This window comes from Bacillus sp. SIMBA_026 (assembly GCF_046535335.1).
Taxonomy (GTDB): Bacteria; Bacillota; Bacilli; order Bacillales; family Bacillaceae; genus Bacillus; species Bacillus velezensis.
In genome coordinates this window covers 1,656,167-1,680,175 of sequence record NZ_JAWRWX010000001.1, presented here as the reverse complement: position 1 = coordinate 1,680,175, position 24,009 = coordinate 1,656,167, and the positions used below count along the sequence as shown (strand labels likewise).

Annotated in this window: 24 protein-coding genes and 1 pseudogene; 24 read left to right on the top strand and 1 reads right to left on the bottom strand. The window is 46.4% G+C overall.

Annotated elements, in window-relative coordinates; translation table 11 throughout:
• Window positions 1-76: 76 nt before the first annotated feature.
• The 7 genes from hrcA (at window position 77) to mtaB (ending at window position 8,027) form a co-directional block, all read left to right on the top strand.
• Window positions 77-1,108 carry a heat-inducible transcriptional repressor HrcA gene (hrcA, locus tag SB847_RS08025; protein WP_003152889.1) on the top strand — a complete coding sequence of 344 codons (1,032 nt, stop codon included), beginning with the start codon at window positions 77-79 and terminating at the stop codon, window positions 1,106-1,108.
• A 59-nt stretch (window positions 1,109-1,167) separates the two neighbouring features.
• Window positions 1,168-1,743 carry a nucleotide exchange factor GrpE gene (gene grpE, locus SB847_RS08020; RefSeq protein WP_003152892.1) on the top strand — a complete coding sequence of 192 codons (576 nt, stop codon included), beginning with the start codon at window positions 1,168-1,170 and terminating at the stop codon, window positions 1,741-1,743.
• A 24-nt stretch (window positions 1,744-1,767) separates the two neighbouring features.
• The gene (gene dnaK / locus SB847_RS08015; protein WP_007408273.1) at window positions 1,768-3,606 is read left to right on the top strand and encodes a molecular chaperone DnaK; all 1,839 of its coding nucleotides are present in this window, start codon (window positions 1,768-1,770) and stop codon (window positions 3,604-3,606) included.
• A 186-nt stretch (window positions 3,607-3,792) separates the two neighbouring features.
• Window positions 3,793-4,920: a molecular chaperone DnaJ gene (dnaJ, locus tag SB847_RS08010; RefSeq protein WP_003152895.1), complete on the top strand. Its 1,128-nt coding sequence runs from the start codon at window positions 3,793-3,795 to the stop codon at window positions 4,918-4,920.
• 23 nt (window positions 4,921-4,943) lie between these two features.
• Window positions 4,944-5,879, top strand: coding sequence for a 50S ribosomal protein L11 methyltransferase (gene prmA / locus SB847_RS08005; protein ID WP_014418413.1), 936 nt, complete (start codon window positions 4,944-4,946; stop codon window positions 5,877-5,879).
• Between the two features lie 22 nt (window positions 5,880-5,901).
• Entirely contained in the window at window positions 5,902-6,672 is a 771-nt protein-coding gene (locus SB847_RS08000) for a 16S rRNA (uracil(1498)-N(3))-methyltransferase (RefSeq protein ID WP_007408275.1), read from the top strand.
• Window positions 6,672-8,027 (top strand): tRNA (N(6)-L-threonylcarbamoyladenosine(37)-C(2))-methylthiotransferase MtaB, encoded by a 1,356-nt coding sequence (gene mtaB / locus SB847_RS07995; RefSeq protein ID WP_410561466.1) that lies wholly within the window; start codon window positions 6,672-6,674, stop codon window positions 8,025-8,027. Before SB847_RS08000 ends, mtaB begins: the two co-directional genes overlap by 1 nt.
• A gap of 39 nt (window positions 8,028-8,066) precedes the next feature.
• On the opposite strand, the gene SB847_RS07990 is transcribed toward mtaB, so the two are convergent.
• On the bottom strand, window positions 8,067-8,993 hold the full coding sequence (locus SB847_RS07990; RefSeq protein WP_007408277.1) for a Na/Pi symporter: 927 nt from the start codon (window positions 8,991-8,993) through the stop codon (window positions 8,067-8,069).
• 171 nt (window positions 8,994-9,164) lie between these two features.
• On the opposite strand from SB847_RS07990, the gene rpsU reads away from it, so the two are divergent.
• The 17 genes and pseudogenes from rpsU (at window position 9,165) to glyS (ending at window position 24,006) form a co-directional block, all read left to right on the top strand.
• Window positions 9,165-9,338 (top strand): 30S ribosomal protein S21, encoded by a 174-nt coding sequence (gene rpsU, locus SB847_RS07985; RefSeq protein WP_003152957.1) that lies wholly within the window; start codon window positions 9,165-9,167, stop codon window positions 9,336-9,338.
• A 14-nt stretch (window positions 9,339-9,352) separates the two neighbouring features.
• Window positions 9,353-9,799: a GatB/YqeY domain-containing protein gene (locus tag SB847_RS07980; RefSeq protein WP_410561468.1), complete on the top strand. Its 447-nt coding sequence runs from the start codon at window positions 9,353-9,355 to the stop codon at window positions 9,797-9,799.
• 122 nt (window positions 9,800-9,921) lie between these two features.
• Window positions 9,922-11,238: an NfeD family protein gene (locus SB847_RS07975; RefSeq protein ID WP_410561470.1), complete on the top strand. Its 1,317-nt coding sequence runs from the start codon at window positions 9,922-9,924 to the stop codon at window positions 11,236-11,238.
• A gap of 24 nt (window positions 11,239-11,262) precedes the next feature.
• Window positions 11,263-12,255, top strand: a complete 993-nt coding sequence (gene floA, locus SB847_RS07970; RefSeq protein ID WP_014418409.1) for a flotillin-like protein FloA — start codon at window positions 11,263-11,265, stop codon at window positions 12,253-12,255.
• Between the two features lie 27 nt (window positions 12,256-12,282).
• The gene (locus tag SB847_RS07965) at window positions 12,283-12,717 is read left to right on the top strand and encodes a hypothetical protein (RefSeq protein ID WP_130570779.1); all 435 of its coding nucleotides are present in this window, start codon (window positions 12,283-12,285) and stop codon (window positions 12,715-12,717) included.
• 56 nt (window positions 12,718-12,773) lie between these two features.
• Window positions 12,774-13,055 (top strand): sporulation protein YqfC, encoded by a 282-nt coding sequence (gene yqfC / locus SB847_RS07960; RefSeq protein ID WP_308825952.1) that lies wholly within the window; start codon window positions 12,774-12,776, stop codon window positions 13,053-13,055.
• A 17-nt stretch (window positions 13,056-13,072) separates the two neighbouring features.
• Window positions 13,073-14,297, top strand: a pseudogene (gene yqfD, locus SB847_RS07955) (sporulation protein YqfD).
• A complete protein-coding gene (locus SB847_RS07950) occupies window positions 14,261-15,220 on the top strand; it encodes a PhoH family protein (protein ID WP_007408283.1) in 960 nt (319 codons plus the stop codon). The pseudogene yqfD and the gene SB847_RS07950 overlap by 37 nt, the downstream one beginning before the upstream one ends.
• Before the next feature lie 80 nt (window positions 15,221-15,300).
• Window positions 15,301-17,433, top strand: coding sequence for an HD family phosphohydrolase (locus tag SB847_RS07945; protein WP_007408284.1), 2,133 nt, complete (start codon window positions 15,301-15,303; stop codon window positions 17,431-17,433).
• Window positions 17,434-17,907, top strand: a complete 474-nt coding sequence (ybeY, locus tag SB847_RS07940; protein WP_410561474.1) for an rRNA maturation RNase YbeY — start codon at window positions 17,434-17,436, stop codon at window positions 17,905-17,907. It abuts the gene before it with no gap.
• Window positions 17,888-18,262, top strand: a complete 375-nt coding sequence (locus tag SB847_RS07935; protein WP_224182218.1) for a diacylglycerol kinase family protein — start codon at window positions 17,888-17,890, stop codon at window positions 18,260-18,262. The genes ybeY and SB847_RS07935 overlap by 20 nt, the downstream gene beginning before the upstream one ends.
• Window positions 18,263-18,385: 123 nt before the next feature.
• The gene (locus SB847_RS07930; RefSeq protein ID WP_003152976.1) at window positions 18,386-18,796 is read left to right on the top strand and encodes a cytidine deaminase; all 411 of its coding nucleotides are present in this window, start codon (window positions 18,386-18,388) and stop codon (window positions 18,794-18,796) included.
• The gene (gene era / locus SB847_RS07925) at window positions 18,777-19,682 is read left to right on the top strand and encodes a GTPase Era (protein WP_007408285.1); all 906 of its coding nucleotides are present in this window, start codon (window positions 18,777-18,779) and stop codon (window positions 19,680-19,682) included. The genes SB847_RS07930 and era overlap by 20 nt, the downstream gene beginning before the upstream one ends.
• Window positions 19,683-19,837: 155 nt before the next feature.
• Window positions 19,838-19,981 (top strand): YqzL family protein, encoded by a 144-nt coding sequence (locus tag SB847_RS07920; protein ID WP_007408286.1) that lies wholly within the window; start codon window positions 19,838-19,840, stop codon window positions 19,979-19,981.
• Window positions 19,982-20,017: 36 nt separating this feature from the next.
• Window positions 20,018-20,785, top strand: a complete 768-nt coding sequence (recO, locus tag SB847_RS07915) for a DNA repair protein RecO (RefSeq protein WP_410561477.1) — start codon at window positions 20,018-20,020, stop codon at window positions 20,783-20,785.
• A 301-nt stretch (window positions 20,786-21,086) separates the two neighbouring features.
• On the top strand, window positions 21,087-21,974 hold the full coding sequence (gene glyQ, locus SB847_RS07910; RefSeq protein ID WP_003152984.1) for a glycine--tRNA ligase subunit alpha: 888 nt from the start codon (window positions 21,087-21,089) through the stop codon (window positions 21,972-21,974).
• Window positions 21,967-24,006 (top strand): glycine--tRNA ligase subunit beta, encoded by a 2,040-nt coding sequence (glyS, locus tag SB847_RS07905; RefSeq protein WP_410561478.1) that lies wholly within the window; start codon window positions 21,967-21,969, stop codon window positions 24,004-24,006. The genes glyQ and glyS overlap by 8 nt, the downstream gene beginning before the upstream one ends.
• Window positions 24,007-24,009 lie beyond the last annotated feature (3 nt).

The window sequence follows — 24,009 nt, the reverse complement described above, 5'->3', positions numbered from 1 at the left end:
CATTTTTCTTTTGGTTTGTTACTTTTGATATAGAATTAGCACTCGCTGACCTTGAGTGCTAACAGGGGTGATGATGATGTTAACAAATCGTCAGCTGTTGATCCTGCAAGTGATTATTAATGATTTTATACAATCAGCGCAGCCTGTAGGATCAAGAACTCTTTCAAAAAAAGACGAGATTACATTCAGCTCTGCAACGATCAGAAACGAGATGGCTGACTTGGAGGAATTGGGCTTTATTGAAAAAACCCATTCATCCTCAGGACGGATTCCGTCGGAAAAAGGGTACAGGTATTATGTCGATCATTTGCTGTCACCCGTCAAGCTGACAAAAACCGATCTGGATTTAATTCACTCGATATTTAAAGAAAAAATCTTCGAGCTGGAAAAAACAGTCCAAAAATCAGCGCAAATCCTGTCCGATCTGACAAACTACACATCGATTGTCCTCGGGCCGACGCTGAGCGAGAACTATCTTAAACAGATTCAAATCGTTCCGATCCAGCCGGATAAGGCGGTCGCCATCCTCGTCACGAACACGGGGCATGTCGAAAACCGCACCATCAATTTCCCGGCTAAAGTGGATTTGGCCGATATTGAAAAACTGGTCAATATATTAAACGATCGATTAGCGGGCGTGCCGATGGACGAACTGAATGAGCGCATTTTCAAAGAGGTTGTCACATATTTAAGGCAGCATATCGCCAACTATGACAGCATACTTGAATCGCTCCGCTCCACATTCCATCCGGCGGCCCACGTCGAGAAATTGTTTTTCGGCGGAAAGATCAACATGCTGAATCAGCCGGAGTTCCATGATATTGAAAGGGTCCGCTCGCTCTTATCTTTAATTGAAAAAGAGCAGGATGTTCTGAAGCTGTTTCAGTCATCAAAAGCCGGGATTTCAATCAAAATCGGGAAAGAAAACGACTACGAAGAAATGGAAAACTGCAGTTTAATCACGGCCACCTATACAGTTGATACGAAACAGATCGGATCAATCGCGATTATCGGGCCGACGCGCATGAATTATTCAAGAGTCGTCAGCCTGCTGCAGCACGTGACTTCGGACTTGTCAAAAGCATTCACAAGTTTGTATGATGAATAAGGGAATTTTGGCAATCATTTTCAGTCATCTTTTTACAGCATTTGAGGGAGGTGAACACAATGTCAGAAGAAAAACAAACCGCAGAACAGGTTGAAGCAGCAGAACAAGAAGAAGTGACAGAACAGGCAGAACAAGCCGCTTCACAAGAGCAGCATGAAGAAACGGCAGGTCAGGAAGAAGCCCTTCAGCACCAAATTGATGAATTGCAGGGTTTGCTTGATGAAAAAGAAAACAAGCTTTTGCGTGTTCAAGCAGACTTTGAAAACTATAAACGACGCAGCCGCCTTGAAATGGAAGCTGCTCAGAAATACCGTTCTCAAAACGTCGTAACGGAAATCCTTCCGGCTCTCGACAACTTTGAACGGGCATTACAGGTAGAAGCTGAAAGCGAGCAGACAAAAAGCTTGCTGCAAGGTATGGAAATGGTCCGCCGCCAGCTGATGGACGCACTTGAAAAAGAAGGCGTTGAAGCCATCGAAGCTGTCGGTCAGGAATTTGATCCGAACCTTCACCAAGCTGTCATGCAGGTGGAAGATGAAAACTTCGGCAGCAATATTGTTATCGAAGAACTGCAAAAAGGCTACAAACTGAAGGATCGCGTCATCCGTCCTTCAATGGTAAAAGTGAATCAATAACTACATAGCAGGAGGTAATTCAAAGTGAGTAAAGTAATCGGAATTGACTTGGGTACGACAAACTCATGTGTGGCAGTGCTTGAAGGCGGAGAGCCTACAGTCATCGCCAATGCTGAAGGAAACCGTACGACTCCGTCAGTCGTTGCATTTAAAAACGGCGAGCGCCAAGTAGGGGAAGTGGCGAAACGCCAATCAATCACAAATCCTAACACAATCATGTCTGTTAAACGCCATATGGGTACTGACTATAAAGTGGAAATTGAAGGAAAAGACTACACGCCTCAAGAAGTGTCAGCTATTATCCTTCAGCATCTGAAAGCATATGCTGAAAGCTACCTCGGCGAAACAGTTTCAAAAGCCGTTATCACGGTTCCTGCATACTTCAACGATGCTGAGCGCCAAGCGACAAAAGATGCCGGTAAAATCGCCGGTCTTGAAGTAGAGCGTATTATCAACGAGCCGACTGCAGCAGCGCTTGCATACGGACTTGATAAAACGGATGAAGACCAAACAATTCTTGTTTACGACCTTGGCGGCGGTACGTTTGACGTATCTGTTCTTGAACTTGGCGACGGCGTGTTTGAAGTCCGTTCAACTGCCGGTGACAACCGTCTTGGCGGGGACGACTTTGACCAAGTCATCATCGATCATCTCGTAGCAGAATTCAAAAAAGAAAACGGCATTGATCTTTCAAAAGACAAAATGGCGCTTCAGCGTTTAAAAGATGCGGCTGAAAAAGCGAAAAAAGATCTTTCCGGCGTATCATCCACACAAATTTCTTTACCGTTTATCACGGCGGGAGAAGCAGGTCCTCTTCACCTTGAGCTGACACTGACTCGCGCTAAATTCGAAGAGCTTTCCGCTCACCTTGTTGAGCGCACAATGGCTCCTGTCCGTCAGGCTCTTCAAGATGCGGATCTTTCTGCAAGCGAAATCGATAAAGTTATCCTTGTCGGCGGATCAACACGTATTCCTGCCGTACAGGAAGCAATCAAAAAAGAAACGGGTAAAGAAGCGCATAAAGGCGTAAACCCTGATGAAGTTGTAGCGCTGGGTGCAGCGATTCAAGGCGGCGTCATCACTGGAGACGTAAAAGACGTTGTTCTTCTTGACGTTACACCGCTTTCTCTCGGTATTGAAACAATGGGCGGCGTGTTCACGAAACTGATCGACCGCAACACGACAATTCCGACGAGCAAGTCTCAAGTATTCTCAACTGCAGCTGACAACCAAACGGCTGTTGACATTCACGTGCTTCAAGGTGAGCGCCCGATGTCTGCCGACAACAAAACGCTCGGCCGCTTCCAGCTTACTGATATCCCGCCTGCACCGCGCGGCGTACCGCAAATCGAAGTTTCTTTCGATATTGACAAAAACGGTATCGTAAATGTAAGAGCGAAAGATTTAGGCACAGGAAAAGAACAAAACATTACAATCAAATCTTCTTCAGGTCTTTCTGATGATGAGATCGAACGCATGGTAAAAGAAGCGGAAGAAAACGCTGACGCTGATGCGAAGAGAAAAGAAGAAATCGAAGTCCGCAACGAAGCTGACCAGCTTGTGTTCCAAACGGAAAAAACATTAAAAGATCTGGAAGGCAAAGTGGACGAAGAGCAAGTGAAAAAAGCAAACGACGCGAAAGACGCGCTGAAAGCCGCTATCGAGAAAAACGAAATTGAAGACATCAAAGCGAAAAAAGATGAACTTCAAACAATCGTTCAAGAGCTTTCTATGAAGCTTTACGAAGAAGCGGCGAAAGCGCAGCAGGCTGAAGGCGGAGCAAACGCTGAAGGCAAAAAAGCGGACGACAACGTTGTCGATGCGGAATACGAAGAAGTAAAAGACGACGAAACGAAAAAATAAGTTCTTTCCCGCATAGGCTATAGGCGGAAGAACACACAGCATATTCTGATTCAACAGACAGAAAGTCAAAGTCAGGCATCTCTTGGCTTTGACTTTTTTTCTTGCCCGGGATAAAAGGAATTGAAAAAACATAATTCAAAATGATACAATCTAATTTATGTGAGAAATTCGGGAGAGTGAAGCGAGATGAGTAAGCGTGATTACTATGAAGTGCTTGGGGTAAGTAAGAGCGCTTCAAAGGATGAAATCAAAAAAGCCTATCGGAAGCTTTCAAAAAAATATCATCCTGATATCAATAAAGAATCCGGAGCAGATGAAAAATTCAAAGAGGTAAAAGAAGCGTACGAAGCGCTCTCAGACGACCAAAAACGCGCTCAATATGACCAATTCGGCCATACAGACCCTAACCAGGGATTCGGCGGCGGTTTCGGAGGCGGCGGAGACTTCGGCGGCTTCGGTTTCGATGACATTTTCTCAAGCATCTTCGGAGGCGGCACGAGACGCCGTGACCCGAATGCGCCGCGGCAAGGCGCGGATCTGCAGTATACAATGACCCTGTCATTTGAAGACGCGGCTTTCGGAAAAGAAACGATCATTGAAATTCCGCGCGAAGAGAATTGCGAAACATGTAAAGGGTCTGGCGCGAAGCCGGGAACAAAGCCGGATACGTGCTCGCACTGTGGAGGTTCAGGTCAGCTGAACGTCGAACAGAACACGCCGTTTGGCAAAGTGGTTAACCGAAGAGTCTGCCACCACTGTGAAGGAACAGGAAAAATCATCAAAAACAAGTGTTCTGACTGCGGCGGCACGGGCAAAGTGAAAAAACGGAAAAAAATCAATGTCACGATTCCTGCCGGTGTGGATGACGGACAGCAGCTGCGCGTTCCGGGCCAAGGTGAACCGGGCGTAAACGGAGGGCCTGCGGGAGATCTGTTTGTCGTATTCCATGTGCGCGCCCACGAGTTCTTTGAGCGCGACGGAGACGATATTTATTGCGAAATGCCGTTAACGTTTGCCCAAGCGGCACTCGGAGACGAAGTGGAAGTGCCGACGCTTCACGGAAAAGTGAAATTGAAAATACCTGCCGGCACACAAACAGGCACGAAATTCAGATTAAGAGGCAAAGGCGTTCAGAACGTCCGGGGCTACGGACAAGGCGACCAGCACATTGTCGTCCGCGTCGTCACACCGACGAATCTGACAGACAAACAAAAAGACATCATCCGCGAGTTCGCTGAAGTCAGCGGAAACCTGCCGGATGAACAAGAAATGAGTTTCTTTGACAAAGTAAAACGCGCATTTAAAGGCGAGTAATGATTGGATAGGAGTTGGTAGTTTTGAAATGGTCCGAAATCAGCATTCACACAACACATGAAGCGGTCGAACCCATCTCAAATATTTTGCATGAAGCTGGTGCGAGCGGGGTTGTCATCGAAGATCCGCTTGATTTAATGAAAGAGCGTGAGAATGTTTACGGGGAAATCTACCAGCTCGACCCCAATGATTACCCCGATGAGGGTGTCATTGTCAAAGCGTATCTGCCGATCAACAGTTTCCTCGGCGAAACGGTGGACGGCATTAAAGAGACGATTAATAATCTGCTTTTGTACGACATTGATTTGGGCAGAAACAAAATCACCATTTCTGAAGTGAATGAAGAAGAATGGGCGACAGCTTGGAAAAAGTATTATCATCCTGTGAAAATTTCTGAAAAGTTCACGATCGTTCCCACATGGGAAACGTACACACCTGTTCATACAGATGAACTGATTATCGAAATGGATCCGGGTATGGCATTCGGTACGGGAACGCATCCGACAACAGTTCTGTGCATTCAGGCGCTTGAGCGTATCGTTCAAAAAGGCGACCGTATCATTGATGTCGGCACCGGTTCAGGAATTTTAAGCATCGCGGCCGCCATGCTTGAGGCCGAATCGGTTCATGCGTATGACCTTGATCCGGTCGCTGTTGAAAGCGCGCGTCTGAATGTGAAATTGAACAAAGTGAGTGATACGGCCGAAGTGAAGCAGAACAATTTGTTAGACGGCATCACGGGCGAACATGATGTCATTGTCGCAAATATTTTGGCAGAAGTGATTCTCCGTTTTACATCACAGGCGTACGACCTGCTCAAAGACGGAGGCCATTTTATTACTTCAGGCATTATCGGCCAGAAAAAACAGGAAGTAAAAGAAGCGTTGGAAAAAGCCGGCTTTACCATCATAGAAATTCTGTCTATGGAAGATTGGGTCAGCATCATCGCAAAAAAATAACAGTTAGTAGGTGTCACAGCGTATGCAACGATATTTTATCGAGCTCACGAAGCAGGAGATGGACGAAACTCCTGATTTTCAAATCACGGGGGAAGACGTCCACCATATAGCGAACGTCATGAGAATGAGTGCGGGAGACCGGATTATCTGCTGTTCGAAAGACGGCCATGAAGCGTTATGCCTGCTTAAAGAGGTTTCTAAAGATCATATATCATGCAGCATTGCTGAGTGGACGGGTGAAAACCGTGAACTGCCTTTGAAGATCAGGATCGCAAGCGGCCTCCCGAAAGGCGATAAGCTTGAATGGATTATCCAAAAAGGGACCGAGCTGGGGGCAAGTATGTTCATCCCTTTTCAAGGCGCCAGATCCGTCGTTAAGTTAGACGACAAAAAGGCAAAGAAAAAACGGGAGAGATGGGCGAAAATCGCGAAGGAAGCGGCGGAGCAATCGTACCGCAATGAAATTCCCGAAGTGAAAACCGTTCATACGTTCCGGCAGCTGCTTGAAATGGCGGAGAATGTCGATAAATGTGTCGTTGCATACGAGGAGTCATCAAAGCAGGGAGAAACGGGCGCTTTCGCCGCGGAGCTCAAAAGCCTTCCGCAAGGTTCGTCTCTTTTAATCGTATTCGGCCCTGAAGGCGGTCTGACTGAGTCTGAAGTTCATCAGCTTTCAGAAAAAGGCGCCGTCTTATGCGGCCTCGGACCGAGAATTTTACGGACTGAAACTGCGCCTCTTTACGCGTTAAGCGCAGTTTCCTATCATACAGAGTTATTAAGAGGTGATCAGTAATGGCAACTGTTGCTTTTCATACCCTTGGCTGCAAGGTCAACCATTATGAAACAGAAGCAATCTGGCAGCTGTTTAAAGATGCGGGTTATGAACGAAAAGAATTCGAACAGACAGCAGATGTATATGTCATTAATACATGTACGGTAACAAACACGGGAGATAAAAAAAGCCGTCAAGTCATCAGACGGGCGATCCGCCAAAATCCTGACGGCGTCATCTGCGTAACAGGGTGCTATGCGCAAACCTCTCCGGCAGAAATTATGGCCATCCCGGGTGTTGACATCGTCGTCGGCACGCAGGATCGTGAAAAAATGCTCGGTTACATTGAGCAGTACAGGGAAGAGCGTCAGCCGATCAACGGCGTCGGCAATATTATGAAAGCACGCGTGTTTGAAGAGCTGGATGTTCCCGCTTTTACTGACCGCACAAGAGCGTCGTTAAAAATCCAAGAGGGCTGCAACAACTTCTGTACGTTCTGCATTATCCCTTGGGCGCGCGGCCTGCTTCGTTCCCGCGATCCGGAAGAAGTCATTAAACAGGCGCAGCAGCTGGTGGATGCCGGCTATAAAGAAATCGTCCTGACGGGGATTCATACGGGCGGCTACGGCGAAGATATGAAAGATTATAATTTCGCCAAGCTTCTCCGCGAGCTTGATACACGTGTAGAAGGACTGAAGCGGATCAGAATTTCATCTATTGAAGCAAGCCAAATCACTGATGAAGTAATTGAAGTGCTGGATGCGTCTGATAAAATCGTCAGTCACCTTCATATCCCGATTCAGTCAGGATCAAACACCGTTCTGAAACGGATGAGACGCAAATATACGATGGAATTTTTCGCGGACCGTTTAAATAAGCTGAAAGAAGCGCTGCCGGGTCTGGCCGTCACATCTGATGTCATCGTCGGTTTCCCGGGTGAAACGGAAGAAGAATTTATGGAAACATACCGGTTCATTAAAGAACATAAGTTTTCAGAGCTTCACGTATTCCCTTACAGCAAACGCACCGGAACACCTGCGGCCAGAATGGAAGACCAGGTTGACGAGAACGTGAAAAACGAACGGGTGCATAAGCTGATCGCGCTGTCAGACCAGCTTGCCAAAGAATACGCCTCTGATTATGAAGGAGAGGTTCTGGAAATCATTCCGGAAGAGACGTTTAAAGAGTCTGATGAAGACGGCATGTTCGTCGGCTATACGGACAATTACATGAAAGTCGTCTTCAAAGGCACGGAAGATCTAATCGGCAAACTTGTCAAAGTCAAAATTCAAAAAGCGGGCTATCCGTACAATGAAGGACAATTCGTCCGCGTCGTTGAGGATGAAATGACCCGAAACATGCGCATGTCTTCATAACATATTTAAAAAAACCGGTGCCTTCCCGCATCGGTTTTTTTACGGTTTCGGAGGAATCAGCCTGTCAATCAGCCGGTAAAACAAATGTGTGAACGGCAGAAACAATAGGGCGGTGACTACGTTAAATAACAGGCTGAAATGCGCAATCATCTGCGCGGGATCATCAGACAGGCGCTCCGTAAAACCTGCTGATGCGGACAGGAAGGGAAATACGAGCAGCACGCCGAGAATATTAAACACAACGTGAGCACCGGCGGTCTGTCTGGCGGCATAACCGCCTGAAACAGCAGCCATGACGGCCGTGACGCATGTCCCGATATTAGATCCCAGAACGACGCTGACCGCTTGTTCAATGCCGATCACCCCTTCGTTCATAAAACTCATCAAAATGCCGATGCAGACGGAGCTTGAATGAATGATTGCCGTCAATATCATACCGATAAAAAGAGCGGACCAGCTCGAATCATTCACATGTCGCAAAACCTCCGCCCCCGCCTTCATTTCTGTCAGCGGAACGGCGAGCCGGCTGAAGCATGTGATGCAAAAAAAGATGATGCCGAGACCGAGGAAGCTTATGCCGATCTGCCTGAACGGATATTTACGGAGGAGGATAAACACAAGGCCTCCGATAAAAAGCACCCAAATGAGCACATCCATCTTTATGGCTAAAAACTCTGTCGTAAACGTGGAGCCGACATTCGTGCCGAGAATCATCGGAATAGTCCGTTTAAAAGATAAAGCGCCTGCGCTGACAAAGCCGATGACAATGACCATGAAGGCTGAGCTGCTCTGAAGAAAACCAGTGAATACGATGCTTATGAGAAAAGCTTTCAAAGGGTGGTCGGTAAATAAGAGCAGGCTCTTCTCAATTTTTGAATACGTTAATGCGATCAGCCCCTGCCTGAGCAGGCTCATTCCGAGTAAAAAAACCAGGATAAGTGCGGTAAAGAGAATCAGTATCATCAAACGAAACACCCCTTTCCATCATTATATAGACAAGCAGCCTTATTCATGACGGAAAAGTGAGCTCGCTTAGTTGACCTGACTGATGGCTTATATTATAATGTCAAAGTACATGTTTATATATGTATCTTTTTAAAGGTAGTCGATTGGTGTATTCGGAGGGAGGGAAAGAGAATGTCAAAAACGGTCGTTAGAAAAAACGAATCGCTTGAAGATGCTCTTCGTCGCTTCAAACGCAGTGTATCAAAGACAGGTACTTTGCAAGAAGCAAGAAAGCGCGAATTTTATGAAAAACCTAGCGTAAAGCGCAAGAAAAAGTCAGAAGCTGCTAGAAAACGCAAATTCTAAAAGAGGGTGGATTTATGAGTCTTCTTGAGCGACTTAACCAAGATATGAAGCTGTATATGAAAAGCCGTGAGAAAAACAAACTGACTGTCGTTCGAATGGTGAAAGCTTCACTTCAAAACGAAGCAATTAAGCTTAAGAAAGACAGTTTGACCGAGGATGAGGAACTTACTGTCCTATCTCGTGAACTTAAGCAACGTAAAGACTCCCTCCATGAATTTTCAAACGCTAATCGTTTAGATTTAGTAGATAAAGTTCAAAAAGAGCTGGACATTTTAGAAGTTTATTTACCGAAGCAGCTCTCTGAAGAAGAGCTGCAGACAATCGTAAATGAAACCATCGCTGAAGTCGGTGCGAGCTCCAAAGCGGACATGGGCAAAGTGATGAGTGCTATTATGCCTAAAGTAAAAGGTAAAGCTGACGGCAGCGTAATTAACAGACTCGTCAGCAGTCAATTATCTTAATTGACAAGAAAAAAGACATCTTTCCTTGAGAGATGTCTTTTTTTATACATAAAAAAATGAAACTAAAGTACATTTGTTACGTATATAAAGAAGAACGAAACGGGAAGGAGGGTATATTTGCCTTGTTCCGAAAAAAAACCGGAATTGCTGTTGCTCTATTGGGCTTATTTGTATTATCTTTATTAGGGGTTCAATTGAACGCGAAAGCTGATCACCCATCGGTTTATGTCATCCCGGTTGAGAAAAATGTCGAACAGGGGCTCGCCTCGTTTTTATCGCGTTCTTTCAAAGAAGCGAAGGAGTCCGGCGCGTCACACATTATTCTTGACATCAATACACCGGGAGGCGCCGTTCAATCAGCCTTGGATATTGCGGATATCATCGGCCGCGCGGATGTGCCTGTTACCGCTTACGTTAATAAACGGGCGCTTTCTGCGGGAGCGTATATAGCGCTTCAGGCAGATGAAATCTATATGGCGCCGGGCGGAAAAATGGGTGCCGCAGCCATCATCGACGGAAAAGGAAACGCGGCGGACAAAAAGGCCCAATCACTGTGGCATGCAGAAATGGAGGACGCAGCGGTTAAAAACAATCGAAATCCGAAATACGCCCTGGCCATGGCAGATCCCGCCATCAATGCAAAGGAAGCGGGCGCCCCAAAGGGAAAACTGCTGACACTGACAGCTGAAAAAGCCAAGGAAGTCGGATATTCGGAGGGCACGGTTTCAAACCTTGATGCTCTATATACAAAGCTCGGTTTTGACAAAGCGGATGTTCACCATGCAGAAGAAGATTTCGTCGGCAAACTGGGCCGATGGCTTACAAATCCGTTTGTTGTCCCCGTCTTATTAACGCTTGCTTTGCTTGGTTTGACCATTGAATTGTTCTCGCCGGGCCTCGGGATACCGGGTGCCGTCGGACTGACGGCCATGCTGCTGTTTTTCACCGGGCATATCGCTGCCGGATTCGCCGGCTATGACAGCATATTCTTATTTTGCGCGGGCTTGGTTTTTATCCTTTTAGAGATATTTCTGCCCGGAGGCATAATCGGTCTTATCGGTATTGCAGGCGTCATCGCGAGCCTCTTTCTCGCTGCGGGCAGCTTTACCGTAATGGCGGTTTCTCTCTTGATCGCCATTGCTGTGTCTATTACAGCCTTTATCATATTAACAAGGGTGTTGGGGAAACGAATGAAATTCTTTAAAAAATTAATATTAACTGATTCAACAAGCACGGAGAGCGGTTATGTTTCAAATCAGAACCGGACGGAGCTGTTGGGAAAAGTCGGCATTACCGCTACAGCCCTCAGACCGTCAGGCACCGTCATTATTGATGATGAACGTCTGGATGTCGTCTCGGAAGGATCATTCACTGAAAAAGACAGACAGGTGAAAGTAGTGAAAGCGGAAGGCTCACGCATTGTCGTGAGAGAAATATAGATGATAACCTTGAGGAGGAATTAGATGGAACTGTCAAGTTTGGCGATTTTAGCATTAGTTGCTGCTGCCATTATTGTGTTAGCCATATTCTTCACCTTTGTACCGGTGATGCTATGGATTTCGGCGCTTGCGGCAGGAGTCAGAATCAGCATTTTCACTTTGGTCGGGATGAGGCTGCGGCGCGTCATACCAAGCCGCGTTGTCAATCCGTTAATTAAAGCGCACAAAGCCGGCCTATCCGCAACAACAAATCAGCTCGAAAGCCATTATCTGGCCGGAGGTAATGTCGACAGGGTGGTCAATGCCCTGATTGCGGCACAGCGCGCCAATATTGAGCTGACATTTGAACGCTGCGCAGCCATTGACCTGGCCGGGCGTGATGTATTGGAAGCCGTACAGATGAGCGTCAATCCGAAGGTCATTGAAACACCGTTTATCGCGGGTGTCGCCATGGACGGAATTGAAGTAAAAGCAAAAGCCAGAATCACGGTAAGAGCCAATATTGAGCGCCTTGTCGGAGGAGCGGGAGAAGAGACGGTTGTCGCCCGTGTCGGAGAAGGGATTGTCTCGACAATCGGTTCTTCACACAATCATAAAAAAGTACTTGAAAACCCTGATATGATTTCGCAGACCGTACTTGGCAAAGGGCTGGATTCAGGCACTGCATTTGAAATTCTTTCGATTGACATCGCCGACGTTGATATCGGCAAAAACATCGGAGCGATTCTTCAGACGGATCAGGCAGAAGCAGACAAAAACATTGCGCAGGCCAAAGCCGAAGAGCGCCGCGCCATGGCGGTCGCCCAAGAGCAGGAAATGCGCGCTCGCGTAGAAGAAATGCGTGCGAAAGTCGTGGAAGCAGAAGCCGAAGTGCCGCTTGCGATGGCAGAAGCGTTGCGTGAAGGAAACATCGGCGTCATGGACTATATGAACATAAAAAATATCGACGCGGATACGGACATGAGGGATTCTATCGGCAAGCTGACGAATGACCAGCAAGATGAAGACCAACAATAACCTCTCTATTAAGGAGGGAGCCGCTATATGCACGAGATTCTGACAAATCCGCTCGTCATTGCCGCCGTCATCGGCATTATATCGGCAATATTCGGCAAGAAAAACAAAGATGAAAAACGTCCGCCGGGTACACGTCCCGGAAATCAGGCAAAAAAGCAGGATCAAAAACAGCCGCAGAAAGAGCATAAGCCGGAAGCGGAAGAATTGCCTGCCGTTTCAGAAGAGAACCCTTTTGAGCAAAAAAGAAGGGAAGCTGAACAGCGCCTTTCGGAGACGGAGCAGATGTTTAACGGGCTTGAACATAAGCTGACATCCCCACGCGCACGAAACGCGTCTCTGAAGAAATCAGCCCTCAAAATAAATAAAGAAACTGCGGTCCAAGGCATTATATTCAGTGAGGTTTTGGGTCCGCCCCGTGCAAAAAAACCGCACCGGACCATGCGGAACATCGGTAAAAAATAAAGTGTTAGAACCCCTTTTCAAATCATACATATGAGATGAAAGGGGGTTCTTTTTTTATGGGGCAAAGAAAGAATCGTGTAAAGGCATGGCTGACAAGAGCATTGGAAATTCCCCCGGACGTTATGATGGATCTGCCTCGTATTACGATGGTCGGCAGACTTCATATCTACATAGAGAATCACAGAGGCCTCCTGCTGTTCAGCGAAGAAGAAGTCAGGCTGATGCTCAAGCGGGGGCAGTGTATCATATCAGGAAAAAACTTGGTCATTAAGGCAATCCTTCCTGAAGAAATCCTTTTGGAAGGCACGATAGATCACGTACGATATGTCGATTCATAAAGCCGGGGGGAAATAATGTGAAAAACAAATGGCTGTCATTTTTTTCGGGTAAAGTCCAAATGGAAGTCAAAGGAAAAGGAATTGAACGGCTGCTGAATGAATGCACGAGAAACGGAATCGCCATCTTTGCGGTGAAAAAAAAGCAAGACTGTGTTCTGCTGATGATTCAGCTTCAAGATGTACATGCTTTCAGAAGAGTCATCAGAAAACATGAATGCAAAGCAAGCTTTACAAAAAGAAAGGGTCTTCCCTTTCTGCTTCTCAAATCAAAATTAAATCTGGGTTTCACTGCGGGATTTGTGATATTTTTTGTTATATTGTTTCTTTTGTCCAACATGATTTGGGAAATTGATATTAAAGGGGCCAAGCCAGAAACCGAGCATCAGATGGTAAAGCACCTTGAAGAAATCGGTGTGAAAAAAGGCCGTTTGCAATTTTTAATGATGACGCCGGAGAAAATTCAAAAATCATTAACAAACGGTATCGATAATATTACGTGGGTCGGTGTGGAATTGAACGGGACAGCCCTTCATATGAAAGTGGTCGAAAAAAACGAACCGACAAAAGAAAAGTACGTGAGCCCCCGCCATATCGTTGCCAAAAAGAAGGCGGTCATCAAAAGGATGTTCGTGCAAAAGGGGCAGCCGATGGCTTTTGTGAACGATCATGTTGACAAAGGACAGCTCCTCGTCTCAGGACTGATCGGAAATGAAGACCGGAAAGTCGCCTCAAAAGCGGAAATTTACGGAGAAACATGGTACAAGTCAGAAGTAACCGTGCCTCTTGAAACATCATTTACGCTATATACGGGTAAAGTAAGGACGAAGCACAAGCTGTCTTTCGGATCATGGGGCGTGCCTTTTTGGGGCTTTGAATTTAATGAGAAGCCGCTGAAACATCCGAAAACAGAGGAAGAAAAGCATCCGTTTCAATTTCTGGGGATGAAGCTTCCGGTTTCTTACGTTCAAGAACAGACAAGAGAAAGTGAAACATCCGTGCGGACTTATACGAAAGGCGAAGCGGTTCAGGCCGGTATCAAAATGGGAAGACAAGATGTAGAAAAGCGATTAAACGGCAGCGGAGAGGTGGAAAGTGAAAAAGTTTTGCACCAATCCGTTGAGAATGGTAAAGTAAAGTTGATTATTCTCTACCAAGTTATAGAAGATATCGTTCAAACCACACCTATTGTTCAGGGAGACTAAAGAATGGCAGAACATTTACTTGCGATTAATCACAAACTGAAAAGCCCGGACGAAGCACTTTCTTTGTTCGGCAGCCAAGATGCCTTTTTACATTTAATGGAGAAGGATCTGGGCATTAGCCTCATCACACGCGGTGAAACCATTTACGTTTCCGGGAATGATGAAACATTTGAGATCGCTGACAGATTATTGGGCTCGCTCCTTACTTTAATTCGCAAGGGGATCGAGATTTCGGAACGTGATGTGCTGTATGCCGTGAAAATGGCAAAAAAAGATGAACTGGACTATTTTGAAAGCATGTATGAAGAGGAAATAACGAAAACGGCAAAAGGCAAACCGATCCGTGTCAAAACCATCGGCCAAAGAGAATATGTGGCGGCGATGAAGAAAAACGACATGGTGTTCGGCATCGGGCCGGCGGGAACCGGCAAAACTTATTTGGCGGTCGTAAAAGCGGTGCACGCTTTAAAAAACGGCCACATTAAAAAAATCATTTTAACAAGACCCGCTGTGGAAGCCGGCGAGAGCCTCGGCTTTCTGCCCGGAGATTTAAAGGAAAAAGTAGATCCTTATCTGCGCCCGCTGTATGACGCGCTCCATGATGTGCTCGGAAGCGACCATACGGAGCGTCTTATGGAAAGAGGGGTTATCGAAATCGCCCCGCTTGCCTATATGAGAGGGCGGACGCTTGACGACGCGTATGTGATTCTTGATGAAGCCCAGAATACCACTCCCGCTCAAATGAAAATGTTTTTGACGAGATTGGGTTTTGGCTCTAAAATGATCATTACGGGCGACGTAAGCCAAATTGACCTGCCGAAAGGCGTCACATCGGGACTTGCAGTAGCGAAGGACATGCTGAAGGACGTAAACGGCATCTCCGTGATTGAACTTGACCAGACAGATGTGGTCAGGCATCCGCTTGTTGCAAAAATTATTGAAGCTTATGATAAGCAAAAGTAATGCAAAAATGACCCGATCTCCCGTTATCGGGTCATTTTTATATGATGTGTTCCTGATGTTTCAGGGAGGAGGTTCTTGTTTTGAAAAAGAAGGGAAAGGGTAAAAGCGCCCGGGAACGGTTCCGCAGTTTCAGACATGCCCGCTCAGCCCATGTGCTGCTGTACCTGCTGCTTTCAGCGATCATGTTTGGTTTGCTCTTTATTCATGTAAAACCTGAATCACTTAATTTGGATTTGTTTGCAGTCAGTGATAAGACGATTTACGCGCCCGCCACAGTGGAAGATCAGCAGGCGACGGAATCGAAAAAGCAGGCGGCCGAAGATGCGGTGGAAGATCAATACACTCTGAAAAAAGGCTATACCGACAACCGGCTTGACCTGATCACTTCCATTTTTGACAGCATCGGCGAAGTGAAAAAAGATGCGGAAAAAGACAAAAAGTCACCTTCGGAAAAATCACTGGTAAAATCGGTGAAAAACAAGCTGACACAGGATGTCAATGAATCCGTCTCGGAAGATGCCATTAAATCGCTTCTCCATGCAAACAATGAAGATTTCTCATTTGTGAGGGATTCCGTCATTACCGCGGTGAATACGGTGATGAGCAGTGAAATTCCTTCTGAAAAGCTTGCTGAAGCGAAGGATAAGGTCGCAAAAGAGCTGAAAAGCGCTTCTGTGCCGTCAAAATATTTAGCGGCTGCGACTGAAATCGGAAAATACGCGGTCATCCCGAATTACGTATTTGATCCGAAAGCGACCGATGAAAAACGCCAGGAAGCGTCAGACAGCGTCCAGCCGGTACAGATCAAACAGGGACAGGTTCTCGTGGAAGAGAATGACCTGATCGACCGGGAAGTATACAGGAAGCTTGAACTGACGGGTCTTTTGAATAATTCCAACCTGTTAAAACCGATCAGCGGTCTGCTTCTGATGATCGGTCTGTTTATCGCCACGCTTGTCTACTATTTTGAGAAACAGCAGCAGGAGCTTAAGCTGAAAAATAAATCTCTTTTGCTGTTTTCTATTATTACAACGCTTATTCTCGTCATTATGGAAGTCGTCAGTCTCTTTCAGAAGATTGAATACACCAATATCGGCTATCTTGTGCCGATCGCCGCCGGCGCGATTTTAATCAGGCTGCTGCTCAATGAAAGGCTCGCCATTTTAGGAAGCATCATTCTGGCGATCTGCGGCAGTATGATGTTTAATCAGGGTGTGACGGGAACATTTAATTACGTCATCGGCATTTACTATTTAATCAGCAGCATTTCAGGCATTCTGTTTTTAGGAAAACATAATGCGAGATCAAAAATATTGCAGACGGGACTGTTCGTCTCATTTATTAATATGATTATCGTGCTGTCGCTTTTATTAATACAAAATACGGCGCTGTCACCGGTTGAAATCGGAACGCTGATGCTGATGGGGGTCGTCTCGGGACTTGCTTCATCCGTTTTGATTATCGGTCTGATGCCGTTTTTTGAGACGGGATTCGGCATTCTTTCAACAATGAGGCTGATTGAACTGTCTAATCCGAATCATCCCCTGCTTCGAAAGATTTTAACGGAAACACCCGGTACATATCATCACAGCGTCATGGTGGCAAATCTGTCGGAAGCGGCTTGTGAAGCCGTAGGGGCAAACGGTCTTTTAGCACGGGTCGGAGCGTATTATCACGATCTCGGCAAAACGAAACGTCCGCAATATTTTATTGAAAATCAGATGAATATGGATAATCCGCATGACAAGCTGTCTCCGCAGCTCAGCAAAAATATCATTATCGCACATACGACAGACGGTGCGAATATGCTCAGAAGCTATAAGTTTCCGAAAGAGCTTGTGGATATCGCGGAGCAGCATCACGGAACGTCCCTTTTGAAATTCTTTTATTATAAAGCGAAAGAAAAGGGCGACCAGATTACAGAGAAAGAGTTCCGCTACCCGGGGCCGAAGCCGCAATCGAAAGAAGCGGCTATTATCTCAGTGGCCGACAGCGTTGAAGCCGCCGTCCGTTCCATGCATAATCCCAATCCCGAGCGGATCGAAAAACTGGTGCGGGGAATTATATCCGATAAGCTTCAGGACGGACAATTCTCAGAATGTGATCTCACGTTCCGAGAACTGGATACGATCGCAAAAACACTATGTGCGACTTTAAAAGGAATTTTCCACTCCCGGATTGAATATCCGGAGGCTACGAAGAAGGTGAAATAAATGGGTTTACTCATAGATATTGTTGATGAAACGAACAGCGTCTCAGCTGATGCGCTCCAAGAAGTGGAGAAGCTGCTCCAATTCGCGGCGGAAAAAGAAGGCGTTCAGGATCAGGCTGAAGTATCGGTCACGATAGTGACAAATGAGGATATCAGAGAAATCAACAGAGACTACCGGGGAAAAGACACTCCGACTGACGTCATTTCGTTTGCGCTTGAAGAAGAAGGCGAAGACGAGGTTGAAATCGTAGGCGCCGACATGCCGCCTGTTTTAGGAGATATTATCATCAGCGCTGACAGAACGAAAGAGCAAGCGGAAGAGTACGGCCATTCATTTATGAGAGAGCTCGGTTTTCTGGCCGTGCACGGTTTTTTGCATTTGCTTGGCTATGATCACATGACAAAAGAAGAAGAGGAAGAAATGTTTTCAAAGCAAAAGGATTTGCTGGATGAGTATGGACTCACGAGATCATAAAAACGAGTGGAGCAGGTTCCTGAAGAGCTTTGTCCATGCATGGAGGGGAATCTGGAAAACGGTGCGGTCAGAGCGGAATTTTCAATTTCATATTACCGCGGCCTGCGCCGTTATCGTTTGCGGTTTTCTCACCGGGCTGAGCACAGCCGAATGGGCCGTTGTTTTGGTGCTGATCGGAGGGATGCTTGCTTTGGAGCTGTTAAATACGGCGATAGAGCATGTTGTGGATTTAGTTACCGATCAGTATCACCCGCTCGCAAAAGCGGCAAAGGACGCGGCCGCCGGAGCCGTTTGCGTCTTTGCCGTGATATCGTGTATCATTGGTTTACTCATCTTCTTGCCGAAGATATGTTAGCAGAAGATTCTTACAATTATTTTACATTGCCAAAAATGGGCGTGAAAAACCAATCATAATTATGTAAAATAAAAGTGACAGCGGTATCATACAGGATAAAGGTAAGAGAGGAATTAAGTACACATGAACAGACAAGAATTGATTGCAGAAGCATTAAAAGCGCGGGACACAGCGTATGTGCCGTATTCAAATTTCAGAGTGGGAGCCGCTCTTCTTACCAAAGACGGAAAAGTGTACAGAGGCTGCAACATTGAAAATGCGGCATACAGCATGTGCAACTGTGCTGAACGCACGGCGATATTCAAAGCTGTTTCCGAGGGGGATACGGAATTTGCGATGCTCGCCGTGGCTGCGGATACTCCGGGACCGGTTTCGCCGTGCGGAGCCTGCAGGCAAGTAATTTCCGAGCTGTGCTCAAAGGATATGCTTGTTATTCTGACCAACTTACAAGGACAAATAAAAGAAATGACTGCGGAAGAATTATTGCCGGGCGCATTTTCATCGGAGGATTTACATGACGAACGAAAGCTTTAAATCAGGATTTGTATCTATCATCGGAAGACCGAACGTAGGAAAGTCTACCTTTTTAAACAGGGTCATCGGTCAAAAGATCGCCATCATGAGCGACAAACCCCAGACGACAAGAAATAAAGTCCAAGGGGTGCTGACAACCGGCACGTCGCAGACCATTTTCATTGATACACCGGGCATTCACAAACCAAAGCACAAGCTTGGCGACTTTATGATGAAAGTGGCGCAGAATACGCTGAAAGAAGTTGACTTGGTGTTATTTATGATTAACGCCGAAGAAGGGTACGGAAAAGGCGACGAGTTTATCATTGAAAAGCTCGGACAGACGTCCACGCCGGTCTTTCTGATCGTAAACAAAATTGATAAGATCCACCCTGACCAGCTGCTTCTTTTAATTGATGAGTACCGTACGCGCTATCCGTTTAAGGAAATCGTGCCGATCTCAGCTTTGGAAGGGAACAACGTCGAAACCCTTCTCGCGCAGATTGAAGCGTATTTACCGGAAGGGCCTCAGTTCTATCCGAGCGATCAGGTGACTGACCATCCCGAGCGGTTCATTATTTCTGAACTGATCAGGGAAAAGGTGCTCCATCTGACAAGGGAAGAAGTGCCGCACAGCATCGCTGTCGCTATCGAGTCCATTAAAGGGCAGGAAAACGGCTCCGTCCATGTCGCCGCCACCATTGTGGTCGAGCGGGATTCTCAAAAAGGCATCGTCATCGGCAAAAAAGGAGCGCTTCTGAAAGAAGTCGGCAAAAGAGCGCGGGCTGATATTGAAGCTCTTTTGGGCTCACGCGTTTACCTGGAATTATGGGTGAAGGTGCAGAAGGACTGGCGGAATAAAATGTCTCAGCTGCGTGATTTCGGCTTCAAAGAGGATGAATATTAATTCATCTAAGGCGCATGCCTGAGGTGTGAGATTACCTCACAGAAGCAGGGATTCGTTAGCAAAATTTGTTTAACATGAAAAGGAGGACATCAGGTCAAGATAAGGGTAAGAATTTGGATTGCAAAGCTAGTTTAATGATGAAAGGTGGGTTTTTTGTGTTGAATTTTACCTGGAACGTATTTTCTCAAACAGGAAGTGTTGATACGTACCTTCTTTTTAAAGAACTGGAAAAAGAGAACCTGGAAAGACCCGAAGAACCGGAAGATGAGCTAGCCCGAATTGATTTTCCAATTTTGTAAACCTCTTGGCCCCTCCCGTTGTTGGAAGGTGCGGAAATGCTGACTAAATGTGAAGGAATCGTGCTCCGTACGAATGACTACGGGGAGACGAATAAAATTGTGACATTGCTGACGAGGGAACACGGCAAAATCGGCGTCATGGCAAGGGGCGCCAGGAAGTCAGCCAGCCGGCTGTCAGCAGTCAGCCAGCCGTTTTTGTACGGGTCATTTTTAATGCAAAGAACATCCGGACTCGGCACGCTCCAGCAGGGTGAAATGATTCTCAGCATGAGAACGATCAGAGAAGATTTATTTTTGACGGCGTATGCCGCTTTTATCGCTGAACTCACTGACAAAGGAACGGAAGAGAAGAAACCGAACCCCTATTTATTCGAATTGATTCTCGAATCCTTTAAGAGGCTGAATGACGGGACTGACCCGGACGTGATCACCTTCATCGTGCAGATGAAAATGCTCGGCGTCATGGGGCTGTATCCGGAGCTGAATCATTGTGTCCACTGCAAAAGCGGGGAAGGGACGTTTCATTTTTCGATAAGAGATAACGGGTTTATCTGCCACCGCTGCTTTGAAAAGGATCCGTACAGAGTTCCGATTTCGCCGCAAACGGCAAGGCTGCTAAGGCTTTTTTATTACTTTGATATCGGAAGGCTTGGCAGCGTCTCGTTAAAACAGAAAACCAAAAACGAAATTAAACGGGTCATTGATCTGTATTACGAGGAATATTCAGGACTTTATTTAAAGTCAAAACGGTTTTTAGATCAGATGGAAAGCATGAAGAACCTTTTGGATGAAAACAAAAGTTGACATTCTGCCCATCTTTTTATATGATCATTTATTATAAAATATGTTGCAGTGACAGAAAGAAGTACTTGCGTCCAACTCATACAAGCGACCTTAGGGCAGTGTAAGCTAAGGATGAGCGCGCAACGAAAGGCATTCTCGAGCAACCCTTTAAAAAGAGGCTGAGTGATTCACATCCTCAGCAACTAGGGTGGAACCGCGGGAGAACTCTCGTCCCTATGTTTGCGGCCGGCAAGCATAGAGACGGGAGTTTTTTGGTTGCCGCCGCACTTGTAAAAGAATGGAGAAAGTGGAGGTGCTTGAAATGAACATTCAAGATATGATTTTAACCTTGCAGAAGCACTGGTCGAATGAAGGCTGTGTGCTCATGCAGTCGTATGATGTGGAGAAAGGCGCAGGCACAATGAGCCCGTATACATTTTTACGAAGCATCGGGCCGGAACCGTGGAGAGTGGCTTACGTTGAGCCGTCCAGACGGCCTGCGGACGGACGGTACGGTGAAAACCCGAACAGGCTCTATCAGCATCACCAATTCCAAGTCATTATTAAGCCGTCGCCTGATAACATTCAAGAGCTTTACCTTGATTCATTGCGTGCGCTCGGCATTGACCCGCTTGAACATGATATCCGTTTCGTAGAAGACAACTGGGAAAACCCGTCTTTAGGCTGTGCAGGTCTCGGCTGGGAAGTATGGCTTGACGGGATGGAAATTACTCAGTTTACATACTTCCAGCAGGTGGGCGGAATTGAATGTAAACCGGTATCCGTTGAAATCACATATGGTATTGAACGTCTCGCGTCATATATTCAGGATAAAGAAAACGTCTTTGATCTTGAATGGACGTCAGGATTTACTGTGAAAGATTTATTTATGATGGCTGAATATGAGCATTCCGTTTATACTTTTGAAACATCTGACGTGGATATGCTTTTCCATTTGTTCAGCACCTATGAAAAAGAAGCGATCAGACAAATGGATAACGGGCTCGTGCATCCGGCCTATGATTATGTGCTGAAATGCTCTCACACATTTAATCTGCTCGATGCAAAAGGCGCGATCTCGGTGACAGAGCGGACGGGTTATATCGGCCGTGTCCGCAACTTAGCGAGAAAAGTGGCAAAAACGTATTATGAAGAACGGGAAAAATTAGGGTTCCCAATGCTTAAAGAGGAGGGCTCTTCCCATGAGTAAACAAGACTTGCTTTTAGAGATCGGACTCGAGGAAATGCCGGCGCGGTTTTTACATGACAGCATGGTGCAGCTCGGTGAAAAGCTGACCGGCTGGCTGGCTGAAAAAAATATCGCCCACGGCGAAGTGAAACTTTTTAATACGCCGAGACGTCTGGCAGTATATATAAAAGACGTAGCAGAAAAACAGGCTGATATTCAGGAAGAAGCAAAAGGCCCGGCGAAAAAAATCGCTCAGGATGCTGACGGAAACTGGACAAAAGCCGCTATCGGATTTTCAAAAGGCCAAGGCGCCGAAGTGGATGACCTGTATATAAAAGATGTAAACGGCACGGAATATGTCTTCGTTCAAAAATTCCAGGCGGGACAAGAAACGAAGACACTTTTACCGCAGCTGGAAAATTTGATTGCCGGATTGCATTTTCCGAAAAACATGCGCTGGGGCGCGCAGGATCTGCGCTATATCCGTCCGATCAAATGGATTGCCGCCCTCTTTGGGAAAGACGTCATTCCGTTTGAAATCACAAATGTCGAGACGGGCCGGCACACGCAGGGACACCGCTTTCTCGGCCAAGAAGTATCTGTTGATGCACCGGCATCATACGAAAAGCTGCTGAAAGAACAAAGCGTCATTGCTGACCCGAAAGAACGCAAACAAATGATCCAAAGCCAGCTGGACGCGCTTGCGGCCGAGAAGAAATGGAATATTCCGATCGATGAGGACCTGCTGAACGAAGTCAACCATCTGGTGGAATACCCGACAGCGCTTTACGGATCTTTTGAATCCGAATTTCTTTCTATCCCTGAAGAAGTGCTTGTAACCACAATGAAAGAGCATCAGCGCTACTTCCCGGTAAAAGATGAAAACGGGAATCTGCTGCCTCACTTTATTACGGTAAGAAACGGGAACAGCCATGCAATTGAAAATGTTGCCCGCGGAAACGAGAAAGTGCTGAGAGCAAGACTTTCAGATGCTGCGTTCTTCTACAAAGAAGACCAAAAGCTGAACATTGATGAAAACGTGAAGAAACTGGAAAATATCGTTTTCCATGAAGAGCTCGGCTCCCTTGGAGATAAAGTAAGAAGAGTGGCCGCCATTGCGGGCAAACTTGCCGTCCGCCTGAAAGCGGATGAACAGACGCAAAAACTTGTGAAGCGCGCCGCAGAGATTTCTAAATTTGACCTGGTTACACATATGATCTATGAGTTCCCTGAGCTTCAAGGCGTAATGGGAGAAAAATATGCGCGCATGCTCGGTGAAGATGATGCCGTCGCTGCCGCTGTCAATGAGCACTATATGCCGAGAGCGGCCGGGGGAGAAGTGCCTTCAACCTTTACCGGCGCGGTCGTGGCGTTAGCTGATAAACTGGACACGATTGCTTCCTTCTTCAGCATTGACGTAATTCCGACAGGTTCTCAGGATCCGTACGGATTGCGCCGTCAGGCAAGCGGCATCGTTTCCATTCTGATCGACCGCAATTGGGGCATTTCGTTTAAAGAGCTGCTGTCATTGACAGAAACGGAAAAAGAAAATGAGCTCCTTGATTTCTTTACACAGCGTCTGAAATACGTCTTAAACGCTGAAGACATCCGTCATGACGTTATTGAAGCCGTTCTGGACAGCACAGAGCTTGAGCCGTATGCAGCCGTTCATAAGGCAAGAGTGCTTGAGAAGCACCTCGGCACACCCGGCTTCAAAGAAACGGCTGAATCACTCGGCCGGGTCATCTCCATCAGCAAAAAAGGCGAGAGCCGTGATATCAAGCCGGATCTGTTTGAAAATGAACAGGAGAAAAAGCTGTTTGACGCTTATCAAAAAACAAAAGACAGTGTCGCGGAAAGCTTTGCCTCCAAAAACTATGAAGAGGCGCTTGCCGTGCTCAGCGGATTAAAGGAGCCGATCGAAGACTACTTTAATCACACGATGGTAAATGCTGAAGATGAAGCATTAAAAACCAACCGTTTAGCGCAAATGACCGCTCTTGCAGATGTGATCAAGTCTTTTGCTAATATGAATCATCTTATTGTAAAATAAAGA